The organism is Burkholderia ubonensis, assembly GCF_001718695.1.
Lineage (GTDB): Bacteria > Pseudomonadota > Gammaproteobacteria > Burkholderiales > Burkholderiaceae > Burkholderia > Burkholderia ubonensis_B.
Map to the genome: position 1 here is coordinate 1018116 of NZ_CP013420.1, position 18670 is coordinate 1036785.

General features: G+C 64.2%; 14 protein-coding genes, 1 tRNA gene and 1 pseudogene. 7 read left to right on the forward strand and 9 right to left on the reverse strand.

All coding sequences use genetic code 11. From position 1 onward, the window contains the following. Positions 1-24: 24 nt before the first annotated feature. From nusA to WJ35_RS04680, 5 genes are all read right to left on the reverse strand, one after another. Entirely contained in the window at positions 25-1500 is a 1476-nt protein-coding gene (gene nusA / locus WJ35_RS04660) for a transcription termination factor NusA (RefSeq protein WP_010092539.1), read from the reverse strand. Beyond that, positions 1500-1958, reverse strand: a complete 459-nt coding sequence (gene rimP, locus WJ35_RS04665; RefSeq protein ID WP_010092540.1) for a ribosome maturation factor RimP — start codon at positions 1956-1958, stop codon at positions 1500-1502. The genes nusA and rimP overlap by 1 nt, the downstream gene beginning before the upstream one ends. A 289-nt stretch (positions 1959-2247) precedes the next feature. After that, the gene (gene rluB / locus WJ35_RS04670; protein ID WP_069238824.1) at positions 2248-3954 is read right to left on the reverse strand and encodes a 23S rRNA pseudouridine(2605) synthase RluB; all 1707 of its coding nucleotides are present in this window, start codon (positions 3952-3954) and stop codon (positions 2248-2250) included. Positions 3955-4014: 60 nt separating this feature from the next. Then, positions 4015-5037, reverse strand: coding sequence for an SMC-Scp complex subunit ScpB (gene scpB, locus WJ35_RS04675; protein ID WP_069238825.1), 1023 nt, complete (start codon positions 5035-5037; stop codon positions 4015-4017). Positions 5038-5434: 397 nt separating this feature from the next. Next, positions 5435-6337 (reverse strand): LysR family transcriptional regulator, encoded by a 903-nt coding sequence (locus tag WJ35_RS04680; protein WP_069238826.1) that lies wholly within the window; start codon positions 6335-6337, stop codon positions 5435-5437. 411 nt (positions 6338-6748) lie between these two features. Here WJ35_RS04680 and WJ35_RS04685 point away from each other — a divergent pair. Both WJ35_RS04685 and WJ35_RS04690 read left to right on the forward strand, forming a co-directional pair. Further along, positions 6749-7144 (forward strand): annotated as a pseudogene (locus WJ35_RS04685) (transposase); the annotation flags it as partial. A 201-nt stretch (positions 7145-7345) separates the two neighbouring features. Next, positions 7346-7594 (forward strand): hypothetical protein, encoded by a 249-nt coding sequence (locus tag WJ35_RS04690; RefSeq protein WP_060237474.1) that lies wholly within the window; start codon positions 7346-7348, stop codon positions 7592-7594. Positions 7595-7784: 190 nt separating this feature from the next. Here WJ35_RS04690 and WJ35_RS04695 read toward each other — a convergent pair whose 3' ends face one another. Continuing rightward, the gene (locus tag WJ35_RS04695) at positions 7785-8102 is read right to left on the reverse strand and encodes a hypothetical protein (protein ID WP_010092548.1); all 318 of its coding nucleotides are present in this window, start codon (positions 8100-8102) and stop codon (positions 7785-7787) included. 158 nt (positions 8103-8260) lie between these two features. On the opposite strand from WJ35_RS04695, the gene WJ35_RS04700 reads away from it, so the two are divergent. The 3 genes from WJ35_RS04700 (at position 8261) to WJ35_RS04710 (ending at position 9863) form a co-directional block, all read left to right on the forward strand. Next, on the forward strand, positions 8261-8977 hold the full coding sequence (locus tag WJ35_RS04700) for a YdcF family protein (protein WP_029226578.1): 717 nt from the start codon (positions 8261-8263) through the stop codon (positions 8975-8977). Positions 8978-9198: 221 nt separating this feature from the next. Then, a complete protein-coding gene (locus tag WJ35_RS04705) occupies positions 9199-9468 on the forward strand; it encodes a hypothetical protein (protein ID WP_010092550.1) in 270 nt (89 codons plus the stop codon). A gap of 137 nt (positions 9469-9605) precedes the next feature. Then, positions 9606-9863 (forward strand): hypothetical protein, encoded by a 258-nt coding sequence (locus WJ35_RS04710; RefSeq protein WP_004191628.1) that lies wholly within the window; start codon positions 9606-9608, stop codon positions 9861-9863. A 568-nt stretch (positions 9864-10431) separates the two neighbouring features. Here the strand turns inward: WJ35_RS04710 and bamC are convergent. Then, complete coding sequence (gene bamC, locus WJ35_RS04715; RefSeq protein ID WP_069238827.1) at positions 10432-11643, reverse strand: outer membrane protein assembly factor BamC; 1212 nt, start codon at positions 11641-11643, stop codon at positions 10432-10434. Between the two features lie 1376 nt (positions 11644-13019). Here bamC and WJ35_RS29540 point away from each other — a divergent pair. After that, complete coding sequence (locus WJ35_RS29540; RefSeq protein WP_224056415.1) at positions 13020-14717, forward strand: arylsulfotransferase family protein; 1698 nt, start codon at positions 13020-13022, stop codon at positions 14715-14717. A 514-nt stretch (positions 14718-15231) separates the two neighbouring features. Here WJ35_RS29540 and WJ35_RS04720 read toward each other — a convergent pair. Next, a tRNA-Pro gene (locus WJ35_RS04720) sits at positions 15232-15308 on the reverse strand. 94 nt (positions 15309-15402) lie between these two features. Continuing rightward, on the reverse strand, positions 15403-16122 hold the full coding sequence (locus WJ35_RS04725) for a class I SAM-dependent methyltransferase (protein ID WP_011884563.1): 720 nt from the start codon (positions 16120-16122) through the stop codon (positions 15403-15405). 322 nt (positions 16123-16444) lie between these two features. On the opposite strand from WJ35_RS04725, the gene WJ35_RS04730 reads away from it, so the two are divergent. Next, on the forward strand, positions 16445-18658 hold the full coding sequence (locus WJ35_RS04730) for a hypothetical protein (RefSeq protein WP_069238828.1): 2214 nt from the start codon (positions 16445-16447) through the stop codon (positions 18656-18658). Positions 18659-18670 lie beyond the last annotated feature (12 nt).

The window sequence follows — 18670 nt, forward strand, 5'->3', positions numbered from 1 at the left end:
AAATCAGTGCGCCATGGTCATTTCTCACTGGAACCAATGTTCACGTGCTTTCATGATCAACGCCTTAGCGGCATCCTCTTCCACCCCGGTCATGTCGACCAGTTCATCCACTGCCAGCTCGGCGAGATCATCGCGCGTGGCCACACCGTGTTCGGCCAGCTTCGAGAGCAGCTCCGGCGTGATGCCGTCGAGGCTCTTCAGGTCCAGCGCCGCGTTTTCGACCTTTTCTTCGTTCGCGATCGCCATCGTCAGCAGCGCGTCGCGCGCGCGGTTGCGCAGCTCGTGCACGGTATCCTCGTCGAACGCCTCGATCTCGAGCATTTCGTTGAGCGGCACGTAAGCGATCTCTTCAAGGCTCGTGAAGCCTTCGTCGATCAGGATGTCGGCAACTTCTTCGTCGACGTCGAGACGCGCCATGAACAGGGCACGCAGCCGGTCGCGCTCTTCGCCCTGCTTCTGGGCGGACTCGTCCGGCGTCATGATGTTGATCTGCCAGCCGGTCAGCTCGCTGGCAAGGCGAACGTTCTGACCGCTGCGGCCGATCGCGACGGCCAGTTCGTTCTCGTCGACGACGACGTCCATCGAGTGCTTTTCTTCATCGACGACGATCGACTGAACGGCTGCCGGCGCGAGCGCGCCGATCACGAATTGGGCGGGATCTTCCGACCATAGCACGATGTCGATGTTTTCGCCACCGAGCTCGTTGCGCACCGCCTGCACGCGCGAACCGCGAATGCCGACGCAGGTGCCGATCGGATCGATCCGCTTGTCGTACGCGACGACGCCGATCTTCGCGCGCACGCCCGGGTCGCGCGCGGCCGCCTTGATCTCGAGCAGGCCCTGCTCGATCTCCGGCACTTCCATCTCGAACAGCTTCATCAGGAATTCCGGCGCGGTGCGCGACAGCTCGATCTGCGGGCCGCGCGCGGTGCGGTCGACCTTCGCGATGTACGCGCGCACGCGGTCGCCCACGCGCAGGTTTTCCTTCGGGATCAGCTGGTCGCGGCGCAGCAGCGCTTCGACGCGACCGGATTCGACGATGAAGTTGCCCTTGTCGAGGCGCTTCACCGTGCCCGTCATGATCTTTTCGCCGCGTTCGAGGTAGTCGTTCAGGATCTGCTCGCGTTCCGCGTCGCGCACCTTCTGCAGGATCACCTGCTTGGCAGCCTGCGCGCCGATGCGGCCGAACTCGATCGACGGCACCGACTCCTCGATGTAGTCGCCGACTTCGACGTCGCCCTTCTGCTCGCGCGCCTCGAACAGCAGGATCTCGCGATCCGGCTCCTGCAGGCCCGCTTCATCGGGCACGACGAGCCAGCGACGGAAGGTTTCGTGCTCGCCGCTTTCGCGATCGATATGGACGCGGATCTCGGCGCCTTCGTCGAACAGCTTCTTGGAAGCCGATGCGAGCGCCGCCTCGAGGGCGCCCAGCACGACATCCTTGTCGACGTTTTTCTCGCGCGCCAGCGCATCCACCAGCATCAACACTTCGCGACTCATTATTTGCGGCTCCTAAAGTCAACTTGCGGAATCAGGCGGGCTTTGTCGATATCGGCCAGCGTGAAATCCAGCATGGCTGCCTCGCCCTTGTTCCTCTCAAATTCCAAACCGATCGTTTCGCCGTTCGGCGCGTGCAGAATGCCCCGGTATGTCTTGCGCCCGTCCAGCGGCTTCTTCAAGGTCACGGAGGCTTCGCTGCCAGCGAAGCGCTCGAAGTCGGCCAGCTTCTTCAACGGGCGGTCGAGCCCCGGGGACGAGACTTCGAGCCGTTCGTAATCGATGTTTTCGACCGTCAAGACGTGCTGGAGCTGACGCGTGACCTTTTCGCAATCGTCGAGCGAAATGCCGGCAGGCTGGTCGATATAGATGCAAAGCATGCCGCGCCCGGTGCGCTCAAGATCCACCAGCTCGTAGCCGAGTCCGGTGACCGTGGTTTCTATCAGTTCCGTCAGTTGCACAGTGCCCTCTCAGGTGTTCGCGCCCGCCGCTCGCGATTCACCCGCGGGCGCGCGCCTTAGCCGGCGCAGGAAGCGCTACCCGAGATGCCTAACCGTTTCAGCAAAAAAAAATGGGCGGAACGCCCATCTTTACCGGTGGTCGCACCTGAGCCGCACATCGAATCCGTACGCCCAGCGACTTTGCGATTATAGCGATTTTCGGCGCAAACGCCAAGCGCCCGCCGGCAAAACCGGATATTCAAACCGATTTCGCCGGCGAGACGCGGCAGGTTGCGCCGCGATCCGCAACTCAGCGGCCGCGCGAGCGATTCCGCTGCGGACGCTGGCCACCGCGCGCGCCGCCGCCGCCGTTGCCTGCGCCTTCCGCGCGATTGCCGTTCGGGTTGCGATTGCCGCCGCCCTTGCCGGCGCCGCCGCCACGTTTGTTGCCGCCTGCGCCATACGACGCGCGGTTGCCGTCGACGTCGCGCCCGCCGCCCGCACGCTGGCCACCGCCGTAGCCGCCCGACATGCCCGGCATGCCGCCGCCGAAGCCGCTCGGACCGGCGAAGCCGCCCGCCGCGCCGCGCCGTGGGCCACGCCGCGGCTGCTCGAGGTTGCCATGCGTCGTCAGCACCGGCTCGCGGCCGATAAAGCCCATCGACGTCTGCATCGGGTCGGGCTGGCGGCGCTCGGCCTGGCCACCACCGCTACCGCGCTTGCCCTTCTCTTCCGACGGCGCCTTCAGGCCGACCGTCGCCATCAGCTTGCGCACCTGCGCGTCGTCGAGCTCTTCCCAGCGGCCGCGCTTCAAGCCGCGCGGCAGCGGGATCGGACCATGGCGCGTGCGGATCAGGCGGCTCACCATCAGGCCGGCCGCCTCGAACATCCGACGCACTTCGCGATTGCGGCCTTCGGCCAGCGCAACGTGATACCAGTGATTCGTGCCTTCGCCGCCGCCATCGCGGATGCGCAGGAAGTTGGCCGGGCCGTCGTCCAGCTCGACGCCGTGCAGCAGCTTCTGCCGGTTGCCTTCGGACAGCTCGCCGACCACCCGCACCGCGTACTCGCGCTCGACGCTGTAGCGCGGATGCATGAAGCGGTTCGCCAGGTCGCCCGACGTCGTCAGCATCAGCAGCCCTTCGGTGTTGAAGTCGAGCCGGCCAACCGCAAGCCATTTGGCCGTCTTCATCGGCGGCAGGCGGTCGAACACCGACGGCCGGCCTTCCGGATCCGCATGACTGACGATCTCGCCCGTCGGCTTGTGGTACAGCAGCACGCGCGGCGGCTTGTTCGGCAGCTTGCGCTTGACCGGCTTGCCATTGATCCGGACCTGGTCGGTCGGCATGATTCGCTGGCCGATGTGCGCCGGTTCGCCGTTCACCGACACGCGGCCGGCAACGATCAGCTCTTCCATTTCTCGGCGCGAGCCCATGCCGGCTTCCGCCAGCACCTTGTGAAGCTTCGGCGCGTCGTCGTCCGGCGACAGCACGCGCTTGTTGGCCGGCTGGCCGCGGCCGCGCCGCAGCATCGGCGCGCGCACGCCGCTGCCCGCCGCGGAATTGTCCGCGTCGAACGCAGGCGACGTCACGTACGCGAACAGGTCGTCCTGCGATGCCGCCTCGGTGCCGGCATTCGCGACGGCGCCGTCGGTTTTGGCCGCGCCGCCGCGCCGCCCCTGACCGCCCTGCGCGGCCTTGGCCGCGCCTTCGCGCTTGGCCGCCGGCTTGCGCCCGCCCTTCGCCGCGCCTTCCTTGCGCGGCGCCCGCGCGGGTTGCGCGTCGGCAGCGTCGGCCGGCGGCGCATCCGCGGCTTCGCCGCCTTGCGGTTCGCCATCAGCGCCCTTCGACTTCGCAGCCGCGCGACGGCGCGCGATCAGGCTGCGCGGGCCGCGCCGCAGGCCGCGGCGGGGACGTTCGTCGCCACCCTCGGCCGAGCCGCCCTGGTCGGGCGCATCGTCGGCGCGCGCTGCCTGCACGGCAGGCGCGGACGATTCAATATCGTGGATATCAGTCAAAACAACCTCAAAATGTCAGGTCTCGCGCCCGGCGCGGGCGCGGCATGGAATCGGCCGCGATCAGGCGCGACGCTGTTCAGGTTCTGCTTCGTCGTCCGGCAGCTCGTCCGCCCCGATGGGCGCGCTGGCGCTGCGTACAGCATCCGCGAGGCTGTCGGACGCATCGTCCGTCATCTCGTCGTCCGCAGGACGGGAACGGGGTGCGTCGGCATGTCCGGCCACGCCGGACACGTCGTCGACCGCTTCCGCTCCGTCGCCGGCTGCCGCTTCGGCGGCCGGCTTGCGATCTTCCTCGTTCCATTGCTCGTGCAGCGACTCGGGCTGCACGCCGGCCGGCGCTGCTTCGGCGCCGCCCTGCTCCGCCTGGGCGCGATCAGCTTGCAGCGTATCGCGATTCGGCGTTTCCTGCGTCGACGCTGCGCCCGTGGCAGCGTCGACCGGCAATTCATTCGGTGCGTCATGCGGCTCGTCGGCCGCCGGTTCGACGGCCTCCGGCTCCGCTTCCGCAACCGCCGCATCGCCGTCGAAATCCATCGCATGCTGCGCGAGCAGCGCGGCCTCGATGTTCGCCGCCGGCTCCTCGAGCGCGGGCAGGTCGTCGAGCGCCTTCAGGCCGAGATCGTCGAGGAACTGCTTGGTCGTCGCATACAGCGCCGGACGCCCCGGCACGTCGCGATGCCCGATCACCTCGATCCAGCCGCGATCCTCGAGCTGCTTGACCACCTGCGTGTTGACCGTGACACCGCGGATTTCCTCGATGTCGCCGCGCGTGACCGGCTGCCGGTACGCAATGATCGCCAGCGTCTCGAGCACCGCGCGCGAATACTTCGGCGGCTTCTCCGGATGCAGGCGGTCGAGAAAGCTGCGCATCGCCGGCTTGCTCTGAAAGCGCCAGCCGCTCGCCAGCGCCACCAGCTCGACGCCACGGCCGGACCATTCCTGTTTCAGATCTTCGAGCAACGTGCGGACCGTGTCAGCCGACACGCTGTCGGCAAATAGCTTGCGCAGATCGCCGAGCTTCAGCGGCTCCTGCGCGCAGATCAAAGCAGTCTCGAGGACGATCTTCGCCTCTTGGGTATTCATGCAGCTAGGCCAGACCCTGTGGTCAAACGAACCGGATCAACAAACAGACGAAAGGAACAGAAGACGCGCTCGCCCGATTCTGATCGGTCATATTGATGGGAGCACGAACCGGGGGCGGCGAAACAACTTCAAGCCAGGCCCAAACCGGACGGAACAGCACGATTCAACGAGGGAACCGCGTGACTGAGCGCCATCTTACGCAAAATTGCCGAGTGCGTAAAGATAAGCCGATCGCACTACTCCGCCTCATACCACGCTGCTCCATTCCGGCTGCGGTGCGGGTCGGCCATGCGGCACAGTGTCGGCGTCGGCGCGTGGCGTGCACGCAAGCGGTGCTCGAAAATCGGCGTCGAAACACACGACCCACGCCGTAGACACACATGCGCACAACCCACGCCTAGTCCAGATCCTCCGCCCTCGACGGCATCTGCCGTACCAGCTCCCAGATCGCCTGCGCGGCGGGAGACAGCGAGCGGTCGCGGCGGCGCACCAGTTCGACGGTGCGCTCCGTGCGCGGCGCGAGGGGGCGCGCGACGAGCGTCGAACCGGCCGGCAGCGGCAGCGACAGCCAGGGCTGCACGCTCACGCCGACGCCGGCTTCGACGAGCCCGAACACCGTCGCCGAATGCCCGAGCTCCTGCATGACCGTCGCGCTCACCCGATGCGCGGCCAGCGCCGCGTCGATCAGGGGCCGGCTGCCCGACGCGTGGTCGAGCAACACGAGGCGCTCGCCGTTCAGCGCCGACCACGGCACCTCCGCGCGCGATGCGAGCGGATGGTCGGCGCGCGCCACGAGGCAGAACGAATCGGTCATCAGCGGCTCGCTCACGAGATCGGCGACGCTGAGCGGCCCGATCACGACGCCGAAATCCACCTCGCCCGACTTCACCTTGCGCAGCACGTCGCTCTGCACGTCGTCGCGCAGGCCGAGCGTGACGAACGGAAACTGCCGTTCGCAGGCCGCCACGACGCGCGGCATCAGCCGGCACGCGATCGTCGGGCTGGCGGCGACGATCACGCGCCCGCGGCGCTGCTCGCCGATTTCGCGAATCTCGCGCAGCGTGTCGTCGAGATCGCCGATCAGACGCGACACGCTCGCGACCAGGTTCCCGCCGACGTCGGTCAACTGCACGTCGCGCGTGGTGCGATCGATCAGCTTCAGCCCCAACTCCGCCTCCAGTTCCCGCACGCAGCGGCTCACCGCGGACTGCGTGAGCCCGATCTCGTCGCCGGCGCGGCTGAAGCTCTTGAGCCGCGCGACCTCGATGAATACGCGAAGCTGGCGCAGCGTAATGTTCATGTCCTGACCTCATCAATCTCTGGCATCGATGCGCGATTCTAGTGCGCGAATCCGGCACCTGTCGCACATGTTTCGCTGCGGTGCAATATGCGCGCAAACGCACGCGGTGCGGGCGAATTGCACAAGATTGGTGATTGTCCCGATTTGCCGGCGGGTTATTTTGGCGTCTTATACGCCCCTAGCTGACGCAGCCGTCAGCTCGCTGCCAAGCGGCTTTCGAGGGTATCGCCCCAGACATGGCACGCTTCATGCGTGAGATGGCGTACAGGGCGCAGGTTTCGTCGGGCGGAAGGCAGAAACGCCGCTGCCGACCGACCGGACGCCCCCACCCGGCACTCGGTGATCGAGTGCTTGAAGAGTGCGCGGCGCAGGGCAGCGCACCGGAGTTTGCTTCGCTGAGGTGAGGACATGATGCTGTTCGACGATTTGAGAGATAACGAGTGGGCGCTGGTCGAGGGTCTGTTTTGTTCGGAACCCGCACGGAGTGAGCGCCGCGGTCGTCCCCGCGTGGAAGCCCGCTCGGTGGTGAACGCCGTGCTGTGGGTGCTGTCGACCGGCGAAGGCTGGTCGAAGCTGCCGGGGCGCTATCCGTCGCCGCCGACCTGCCGCCGCCGCTTCGACGAATGGCAAGCCGACGGCACGCTCGCCGAAATCGTCAAGCGACTCGGCACGAGCGGCCGGCAGATCTCGCTGCGCGGCCGCATCGGCGCAAGCGCGGCCAAGCCGCCCGCGCCACCGAGCCGCGACCGTCTGCGCGGCGCCTTCTGGACCAATCCGGAATCCTGGCGCGCGCCGGTCAAGATGGCGTAAAGGACAGGACACCGAACCGGGCGGCTGCGGCCGCCCGGTCTCTTTTCGGCCACGGCCGCGCGGAACGGGCCGCGTCGCCGAGCTTCGCTGTCGCGCGGCGATACATCTATTTACCAATATTTACAGCAAGCCTGCACTCCCACGCTTACCTTAGCGTCATATCAGCGAGCCGCATCGACGGCTTGAAGGGAGTCCGCCATGAAACCAATGTCACTGCTCGCGGCATGCGGCATTGTTGTTTCACTGGCGCTTGCCTTGCCGGCGCACGCGGACGACCACGCCAGGCAGCCGCACCGCCAGCAGGAACACAAGGGCAATCCGCATGCGCCGCCCGGCGTCGAACAGTCCAACCAGACGGTACCGCGCGGCGACCTGCGCGGCGACATCGCCAGCAATGCCCGCGCACGCGTCGGCCTGCCGTCGCAGGATTCGCGCCGCCATCCCTAACCGGGCGTCCGTAACCCGGCGCCCCGCCCGTCTTCATCAAAGAATTTGCCTGCACCCGGGAACTGCGCAATGCGTGGCGAGTCAACATCGTTGCCATGAGCACAGCGTGGCAGCAGCAAAAAGTATCCGGTACGCCCGTATCCTCGCGATACGGGCTTTTTTTTGCCGAGTTGCCGGCGGGCCTGGTGCGCTACAGCCGGCTTTCGAGGATCGCGACGGCGCTCGCTTCGCTTAGCGCGTAATCCTCGATCCTGCGATCGGTCCAAGCGGGCAATTTCTCGTCGCGCTCGAGGCGCGCGAATTCGGCGCGGCCGCTGTCGGTCAGCACAGCGATGTCGACCGGCGCGTGAAAGCCCGGTGCAGGCGCAACGGTCTTCTGCCTGACCGTGTCCATCAGCCCGAGCGACCGCAGATACTCGAACACGCCGGGACGACGCGCCCACGGCACCTGGCGATACTGCACCCGCCTCAGCGCGTCGAGCACCGCTTCGTTGGAATACGTGGCCATCTCGATTCTTTCTTAAAGTGCAGCGACAATGCCAGGCAGCGCGCCGGGCGGGGTCTCCGCCCGCCGGCGCCGCCACCGGTTCAGGAGGCTGGACGCTCGGCGTCGAGTCGGGGCCAGATCATCAGCCATCCATAAAAAGACACCATACCCCAATCAAATTGATTCTGTTCGATTCATTTGCACTTCTCTTCGTCGTTTTCATGCTGTGCCGCAAGTGGCGACGCACGATCGCGGCCGTCGCCTTCGCGCTGTTCTGGCTGCTTGCGACGGGCTGGCTCGCGGCGCCGTTGATCGCATGGTCGCAGGCGGGCGTGACACCCGTCGAACACCCGGACATGCACGGGCAAACCGTGCTGATCCTGCTCGGCACGGGAACGCGGCGCATCGACGGACGGCTCGAGCCGCGCACGGACGGCTTCCCCCGAATTCGCAAGACCGCCGCGCTGTACCGCGATTGCCGACAGCGCGCCGAACGTTGCACGGTCATCGTGTCCGGCGGCGATCCCGAGCGGCACGGCGCGACTGAAGCCGCGACCTATGCGCCGTATCTCGTCGCCCGAGGCGTCGACCCGCGCGACCTCATGCTCGAAGCAAACAGCCGCACGACCTACGAAAATGCGAAGTTCACGACGCCTATACTACGCTCACGGCATGTCGATGCGACGATCCTCGTCACGTCGTCGTATCAGATGCGGCGTGCGCTGCTCGATTTCCGGCATTTCGGCATCGACGCGCAGCCGGTCTATGCGAATCGCCGCGACGCGCAAACCGGCTGGCTGCCGCGCCGGCAGAATCTGATCAACGCCGAGCATGCGTTGCACGAATTGATCGGCATCGCGCAATTTCACGTGTACAGCCGGCTCGGGTGGTTCTGAGGACACCTTCACACATGCCCCCTCGGCAACACAGCGCCGCATGGCACGCGCGTGACGAAGCGCGGCAAGTGTTGCGCGACTTCAACGCGGCCTTGCGCCGCGCCGCCGTTCCAATGCATTGATCCGTCACTTTTGTTAAACTCGACACGCACTCGATTGCGGTCGCCAGACTGAACGGCAACACTCGCTCGGGTTCATCACCACTTAGCGGAGGTAAAGCAATGAAGAAGACGTCCCTGGCTATCCTGATTGCGATGTCGGCGCTGGCTGGCGCAGCGTATGCGCAAGAGAGCACGGAAATCAAGACCATCACCGATCCGGCCAAGATCGCCGAGATCGAGCAGCGCGCGCAGGCCCTGCAGCAGCAGCAAGCTGCCCAGGCAGCCGAGCCGGCGATGCACGAAGCACACCATGGCAAGAAGGCAGCTCACCACAAGGCGGCAAAGAAGGCCGCCAAGAAGGCTGCTCCGGCCGACGCCGCAAGCCAGTAACTCCGCGGCACCGCATAAGCAAAAAAGCCGAATCCGGGCAACCGGGTTCGGCTTTTTTGGTTGCGTCGCCGGTACGCTGTGCTACAGTCGCGCACCGAACTTTTCCACCCCGTACGCACCTTGGTGCGGAGGACAGCATGAGCAACATTCAACTCGACATCGAGTGGACGGAAGCCGCCACTCGCAAGATCAAGCAACTGATGCCGCGCGGCTCGGACGACGCCTTTCTCGCGCTCCCGCCGATCGAGTGCCTGCCGATGGAAGGCGACGTGCTCTTTCTCGGCCCGCAGGGCAAGCAGCAGCCGTTCATCGTCGCCGAACGCCAGTACCATCACGACGGCGACGCAGACTGGACGATCATCCTGATCCTCGACGTACCCAACGCGTCTCACTGATCGCGCGCTGTCGCGGGTGGCACTCGCGCCGCCACGCCATCGCCGCGCAATTGCGCGAAAACGGCGAGCACGGTCCGCTGCCGCTCGAGCCGCAGCGCAGCGGCCTCCACCGTCACTTCTGCTGCCAAAAAAATTGCCCGCGCTTCACAGGAAGCGCGGGCAAAACCGTCGCCCTACGAGGATAGGCGACGGGGCCATCGAGATCCGCGCGCTGCGCAGATCATCATCGAATGCGCCGGCGCTCGTTGCACCGGCATATGCGGACATCGACACCGTTGGTCGGGCGCTCGCGACGCACGCCCGGCATCTGACGCCATCCTCCCTGCCCTAACGATTCCAACTTATAAAGCAGGTTGCATGCCAAGCGCGATTTGTCGCGCACACCATTGATTTTTAACTGAATTCCGGAGCATACGGAAACGATGTGGGCCATCGCGTCGCCGTAACGCGAGGATGTTACGTAACATCCCAACAGGCATCGGTCATGGCACGCATGCAGGCTTGCGGCGCGCGAACATAAAAAAAGCCCGCCGAGCGGCGGGCTTTACGAGACGGGATCTCGCGACGATCAGCGCAGCTGGTTCACCAGCAACCCCATGATCTGACGTGCCGGCTGCGACGAATCGATCGCGCCCGACTCGTCGACGACCGCGACGCGCGTCTGATCCTGCGTGAGCGCCTTTACGTTGACCCGGTACTGCTTCGCCTGCTTTTCCTTCTTGCCGTGGAACAACTGACTCCAGAAGCCCTGCTCGGCGGCGCTCAGATCCTTCGGATCGACGTATCGCACGAAATACAGGCCCTTTTGGCGATCGCGATCGTCGACCGTGAAGTTGGCGCGATCGAGCGCAAGGCCGACGCGCAGCCACGAGCGATCGTACGGCTCGCCGAGCGTGACTTCGGACGGCACCGTGCTCGTCTCGACGTCGTTCGCCTGCGATGAAGTGCGCGCGACGTTCTGCGCAGCGATCGCCGCAGCCGCGGCCTTCGCTGCGTCGGTATCGGCCTTCTTGTCCTTCACGACGACCGTGTTGTCCTTGATGTTGGCGATCGGCGGCTCGCCGTTCTTCGCGCGCAGGTCGTTCTGCGCGAGGACGGCCATCAGCCGCTTCAGGTATTCCGTCTCGAGCGCCGGATCGTTCGGCTTCGGCTCCCACTTGCTCGAATCGTTGTTCGGGCCGGTCAGCGCCTCGCGCATCCCCTTCTGGCTGATGAACACATAGGTGCCGCCGTTCGGCGCCACGTCGAGACGCGTGCGGTACTTGTTGCGCTCGGCCGTCACGTACGAATTGCCCATCGCCTTCGAGATCACGCTGCGGATCAGGCCGTCGTTGATCTGCGGATGGGTTTCGTTCCAGTCGGTTTCCATCACGCCCTTGTCGCGCTGGTCGACGACAAGCAGAAAGCCCTGTTCCTGCCAGAAGCGGCGGACCTGCGGCCAGATGTCGGCCGGCTTCTTGCCGTCGATGACGAGCCAGCTTTCGGTGCCGTCACGCTGGATATGCATGCCGGTCACGGGCGGCACGACGGCATCGGTGGACGGCGCGGCCTGCTGGACCTGCTGGAGCGCCGACAGGGAGGTTGCGCCGCCCTGCGGCGGCAACGAGCGCTGATCGGCCGTCTCCTCGAGCATGTTGGGCGGCACCGCCAGCGAAACCTCCTTCGATTTGGAGTCGCTCTTGTAGTCCACTTTCGTGGGCGACGGCGAACTACAACCGGCAACGAGCGCGCCGGTGGCGAGCACTGCAGCGAACCGCTTGGTAAGACGAAGATCAGTCATGTTCTGGGAATCCTCTTCCGCTAAATCACGGCGCTTTCCGTGGATCAACCTTGTATTTTACCGGGGCTGCGCCGGGCTGTGCAAAAAAGCGACCGACAAGAAAAAACCCGCGTCAGCTTGAACTGACGCGGGTTCTTATCTGGCTGGGGCGAGAGGATTTGAACTTCCGACCACCCGGCCCCCATGCAGGCCCCAAGTCATTCCCACCGCATCACCGCCGATCCACTATTGCACACTTCTTTGATTTTAAACGACTAATTGACCACTACGGGCTCAATTGGGGCCGCTAGAATGCACGACGGGCCTCCGAAATCGTGCGAGCAAATGTGGGGGCAAAAATTTGTTCCTTGCGAAGAAAGCGACGACGGGACTCACGAGGAGAGAACGGCAACACCGACACCGGCCGCCGACCGACGACGTCTTGCCGACGGACAGGGAATCTTCGGCATCGTCCGCGCAGGTTTGAACGGGATCTCCGTGCGGTTTTCACTGCGCGACCGATCGACCGGGGCAATTCGAGAGATCCGGGAAGCGCGCGATAAGGCGCGAGCCCACATCGGTTCAGGCGAAGACCCGCTGAAGCGAAGACGAATCGGTAGACCTAAAAAGGAAGCCCACATTGAGGCCAATGCCGTTGCCTTGGAGCAGAAACTGGCGCTCCGCGCCGCGCCGGACGCGCACTCGAGTCGTACAGCGACCCGGCCGGCTTTGCCATGACCATCCGCCACTGGCGGTTCGAGCACAACGATGCGCGAGGGCCATCTACCCTTTCGGCAAGGGCACGCTGACGCTTGTCGACACCGCGTTCACCGGTAACTGCGCGATCTATGATGACGCGGCGCTCGCCCTCGGGGGCTTAATGGCAACGCGCGAGCGTTCTTCCCCCGTCCGCAACGAGGCCGCGCGCGACGGCGCTGCAGCTTACCGCGGACTACGGTTCGCTCGTGTCGTTCGACGCGACGCGGTTCCAGTCCAACGGGGCGCGCGACAAGCGGCCCCCGTCTACATGATCAGCCCTGCATCGCAGATGCGAGCGACCAGCGTCACGGTGATGAAGAGCCTGTTCCGGGGCAGCAAGGCTCGCGCCGGCGCGAGCATCTACACCCTCGACGTGGGTACCTCGCGGTCGCGGACAAGGAGTACCCGTCCGGCTCGCTTTACCGGCCGAAAAGCTGAAGCAGGCCGTCGGGCCTTTTCGTATCGCGAGTTGGAATTCGTTTCATTCGATACGGTGCGCGTGGCAATGATAAGCGCCTGATCTATCAGGCGCTCGACCGAGAGCCCGCATGTGGCGACAGCGATGGGCCGATGGCACAACGGGGCGGTCAGGCGGCTTGCGTACGCATCGCCGTCAGGCATTGGACGCTCCGATTTTCATGAAAACACTGAAGGGGGATTCAATGAGACGGAAATATTTTCACCAGAAACTGACGCGCCTGAATTGCAAGATTAAAGGTATTGGACGGGCGGCGTTACCGGTTTTATTGTCGAGCGCGATAACCGGATGTGGTGGTGACGACAATGTCACATCGCAGGTTTTCTCGTGTGCCACCGACGTCTATCCATCGAATACCGGGGCTACCACGCCAGCCCCCATTCTGGCATCCCCTCAAGTCTGGAGCTTTGTTAGCGCGCCAAATCTGCACCCGATGAAAGTGAATGTTAACTACTCCGATCCCGCGCAACTGGCCGAGGGATTGATTTTCAATTCACCTTATACGGGCTCGAATACCGCAATGTATGGGCAGAATGGCGCGTTAATTGCCGACAATGCCGGAAACCCGGTGTGGTTTAACGCATTGAATAGCGTAAGCCTGATGAATTTTGATTTTCGCGTCCAGCAATACTTTGGCATGCCGGTCTTGACTTTCTGGCAAGGCACCGTTGCTACGCCGCCCGCCTACACCAACTTGCCGTCCGGCGCAGCAGAGCCGGGAGCATGTTATTACATCGTCAATAACCGTTACCAGACAATAAAAACCGTTTCCGCACGCAATGGCTTTGTTGCCGACAATCACGAATTTCTGATTACGCCGAACAATACTGGACTATTCCTGGCAACCAAGGTGGTTCCCATGGATTTGACGCCATATGGCGGACCGAAAAATGGGGCAATCCACGATTTTTCCATTCAGGAAGTAGATCTGACCACAAATGAGTTGGTCTTTTTTTGGGACGCGAAGGACCACATCGCGTTGGAAAGCTCGCATCTCCCGGCCTCGACTGCCACCGCCACCAGTAATGTCTGGGACCCTTACCACCTGAATTCATTGGATCTTGTGGCAAACAATAACAACGATATCGTGTTCTCGGCCCGCAGCACCTGGACGGTTTATCGCCTGCACAAGCCCACGGGTGAATTTGTCTGGAAGCTGGCTGGAGACGGAAGCGGAGATTTCAAGATTCCCGCGGGTAATGCGCAATTTTCATGGCAACATGATGCCCGCTATATCTCCGATAATGTAATCAGCATGTTTGATGATGCTTGCGATGATTGTTATGCATCAATTCCGCCAGGAACCGCACCTTCACATGGCCTGGTGCTGAATCTCGATTTCAACAACATGGTCGCAACGGCACAGACGTCGTACTACCACAATCCAAACCTCTTCTCCTCCGCGCAAGGAAACATGCAATGGCTGGGAAACGGCAATAAATTTATCGGCTGGGGGAACGGGTATTACACTGAATTTGCGCAGCCCGGTAACACTGAATTAATGCCTGCGACCAGCACACTGTATGACGTAAAAATGGCTGGCGACAATATCTCGTACCGGACGTATCGGCAGGCGTGGGTGGCTACGCCATATTATCCGCCAAGCGTAACGGTCGCAGCTGGTAACAGCGGCCCGGCCGTATATGCTTCGTGGAACGGTTCAACGGAAACGAGATCTTGGCAAGTATACGCCGGTGCTGCCGCGAATAATTTGAGACTCATAGCCAGCAGCGCGAAAACCGGTTTTGAGACGAAAATTCCCTTGACCGGGAATAGCTATGCTTATGTTCAAGTCAAGGCGATCGACAACGCTGGCGCAATTATCGGGGTCTCTGATATTAAAAATATATTCAAATAAAGCGGTTATTGGAAATCCCGGTCCTCAATAAGTGGATCCCCGGCAGAATCTGGCAACGACGCCGCAAGACGCAGTAAGCGGCGACTCCTGCCGCGGTCGGCATGGACGCGATGTCAGCATCGGTGTGATCGCAGTGAGCACCGCACTGGTGGCCGGCGCGCGGTCAGTGAGGCAGCCGTTCTAGGCTGTGCCGCGGCCCGCTGCGGCACAGCGAACTGAACGACAGCAGATTCGGGACGTCGGTCCACACCTCCGCCAGAGAATCTGCCGGATCGACGAGTCGAGTACGTGTGAGCTGCTCTGTAGCACGACATGACGCTCACCGAACCGCTTGCGTCGACACCGAGCGATGGCCGCAGACCCAGAGAACGAAACGGCACGGATGCTGCGCGCCCGCGGACAATTCCCCGCGGCTCCCCCGAAAGCCATCCGTCTTGCGAAGCAAACCTTGGGGCAAAAAATCCGCCCCAAATGGAAAAGGCCTTACAAGCATTGCTTGTAAGGCCTTGATTCCTGGTCGGGGCGAGAGGATTTGAACCTCCGACCACCTGCACCCCATGCAGGTACGCTACCAGGCTGCGCTACGCCCCGAAAGAAAGAAAGTATAACAGACACTTTCCCGGTTTAGAACGGGTCGCATGCATTTTGTGAAGTCCGCACGAAATTTCCTGCCACACGATCCGCCTCACGCGTCGCGCTTGCGCGCGATACACACCACCGTGAGTCCTGCGAGCCGGTTGAACGGGAACATCGGCAACTCCGCCCGGCAGATCAGCTTGAGCAGACCGTTGACGACCGGATGATGGCGGCGCAATTGCGACGCGGGTTCGCGTGCGCGCCGCTGCATGCGCTCGCTCAACCGTAACGCGGCCGCAAGCGGAAACGTCAGGCCGAAATAGTACGCGCTGCGCTCGACGTCGAGCCCGGCGCGACGAGCGACGTCCTCGAGACCCTCGAGCGTATAGCGGCGCTTGTGCTCGAGAAAATCGTCATGCGCGCTCCAGAGGAACTGGAACGCGGGAACGGTGATCAGGAAGCGGCTGCCGCCCGGCGCGCCGGCCACGTAGTGCGCCAGCAGCCCGACATCGTCGTCGACGTGCTCGAGGACATCCATCAGCAACACGAGATCGGCGTCGCACCGATCGACGGCTCGCCGAAAGTGAACGGGCTTGCCCGCGGCCTCGCCGTCTGAATCGTCGACGTAGCTGGTGTCGACGCACCAAGCCTCCGTGGCCCGCGTGCGTTCGAGCAAGTGCCTGGAAAAGAATCCGGAGCCTGCGCCGACGTCGAGGATCCGCTTCGCGTCGCGCGTGCCGAGGAAGCGGCGGATCGCCGCTGCCTTCGACGCGTAGTACCAGTGATCGCCGACATCGGCTCCCAATACGTCGAGTTCCTTCAAATCCATGACGCCCCCCGTGTCGGCCACCATGCTTTGATTTCTACGGCTCCTGATCGCGATCTTACCGCGCCGCGCCGGCCGAACGCGCGCCAATGTGACGCGGACCACCGGTCGCCCACAGGTCGGGCCGAAAACCAAACGGCCGTTTGACCGCACCGCCCCACCGGCCCGAATCCATTGCGCCGTCGCGCATCGTGCACTGCGGCATACGCCGTCGCTGTTTGGTGACGCCGCTCTAGCGAGCTATGCCACACTGCTCGGCATCGACGGACGCGCGTTGCACTGACGGCGCGCCCTCGTCGATCAAGACAAGATACGGAGACAGACGATGCGGAATGCGGTCCGGCGCGGCCATCGCTCGCCTTTGGCAATTTTCGACTGGAGGTCCGGCTCGCGGCACGCGGCCGGTCGTGCGTTGCACGGTGCGTCCCGTGCGCTCGGCGGCGCAATGCTGGCCGTCGCATTGGTCTGTGCCGGATGCGCGGAACCGGCCACGCAGCGCGACGGCAATGCGTCGACCGCCTCGACGCGAATCGAGCGCAGCAAGGCCGAGCGCCTCGCCCGCGAACAGCAGATTGCGCGCACGGTGCCGTCGCTTGCATCGATCCGGCTCGCGCAGCCGCGCCCGTTCACGCTGCGCGACTCCGGCCAGAATGGCGCGATGACGTTCCTGCGCGACGTCGACTTCCGCATCGTCAACAATCTCGGCTTCTTCATTCACCAGTTGTCGGCGACGCTCGTACCGACGCAGGCCGGCGCGCCGATCGTGTTCGACGACCCGACGAGTTTCGAGATCGACGTGCATCAGGGCGCTGTCACGCTCGACAGCGCGAAACTGACGGCGCTATTCAACACCTACATCTTCGGATATCGCAACGCGCCGCTGCGCAAGCTCGTCGTCTCGACCGGCGACGGCGTGATCCATCTGCAGGGCGAGATGCAGCGCGACGGCTGGGTGCCGTTCTCGCTGAGCGGCACGCTCGCGATCCGCGACGGCAGCCAGCTCGTGTTCCATCCGACCGGCGTGCGCGTTTCGGGCCTCGACGCGCAGCCGGTGATGCGCGCCGCCAACGTAAAGATGGCCGATCTGCTCAAGGTCGACACGCCGATCGCGCGGCTTTCCGGCGACGACCTCGTGATGTCGGTCGACAGGCTGATGCCGCCGCCGCGCCTGAAGATCACGATCACGGCGCTGCGCGTGACGCCCGCCGGACTCGACCTGACGCTCGACGACGGCACGCGCGCGGGTTTCGCGATGCCGGCGAACGCGCCGCAGCGGGCAATGTACATTCGAGGCGGCGACGTGAAGTTCATGCGCTCGATGCCGATGAATGCCGACATCCTGATCAGCCAGGTCGATCCCGCCAAGACCGGCCAGAATTTCGTCTTCGACCTGTACCACTACCGCGAGCAGGTCTCCGCGGGCTTTTTCAATTTCGACGAGCGCGGCGCGATGGCGATCCGGATGCCGTCGTATGCGGGCCCGCCAAGCGGCGCCGCGCTCGGCAATCCCGCCGCGCGCCTGAACGACAGCTTCCTCGCCGCGCAGCAAAGCGCGCTGCGCGACGTGCGCCAGCATTGGGAAGCCGATGCGCTCGTGGCCGGCGACGCGGCGCGGACGGGCATGCAGAAGGTCGCGATGCGCCGCGGCACGAACGCGCCGTTCGACGAGCGGCACGTGTCGAACCGCAGTCCGGCGATCCACCTGCGCAACGTCGAATTCAACCTTTCCGGCGACATCGGCTTTCACGTCGAGGAGCTCGACGTGCAGCTCGTCGCGAAGCGTTCCGGCGAGCCCGTCGACCTCGACGACCCGAACCAGTACGACATCCGCATTCTCGGCGGCACGGTCGTGGCATCGTGGAAGGCGATGTCGGCGCTCTTCAACGACTATCTGCTCGATTACTCGCCGCGCTCGCTCAACCGCCTGCAATTGAGCGCCGACGGCCGGAACCTGCGCGTGCAAGGCGGCGTCAAGCTGTGGAACCACGTGCCGGGCGTCTGGCTGCCGACCGACATGAAGGGCTCGCTCACGGTGCTCGACGACCGCCATCTGGCGTTCTCGCCGACCGAGGTGTCGGTGCTCGGCATCCCGCAGGCGAAGCTGCTGCGCTCGCTCGGCATCGAGCTCGCGTCGTTGACGCCGCTGCGGCGGCGCGGTGCGGAGCTGCGCGGCGACTCGCTCGTGCTCGACCAGTACACCGTGTTCCCGCCGCCGGTGCTGAACGGCAAGCTCGCTACGGCCGCCGTCGAGCGCGATGGCCTGCGCCTCACGTTCCGGCGCGTGCCGGACGCGCCCGCGCCGAAGCGCCCGCCTATCTCCGCGCCCAGCTACATGTGGATGGAAGGCGGCGACATGAAGATGTTCAACGTGCTCGAACTGAACATGCGCGCGCTGATCCAGAATTCGGCCGACGCCGGCCCGATGCGTTTCGACCTGTACGGCTACCGCAATCAGGTCGCGCAAGGCTCGGTGCGGATGCTGCCGGACGGCACGCTGGTCGTCGACATGGGCAAGCCGAATCCGCTCGCCGCGCGCTGACACGCACGGGCG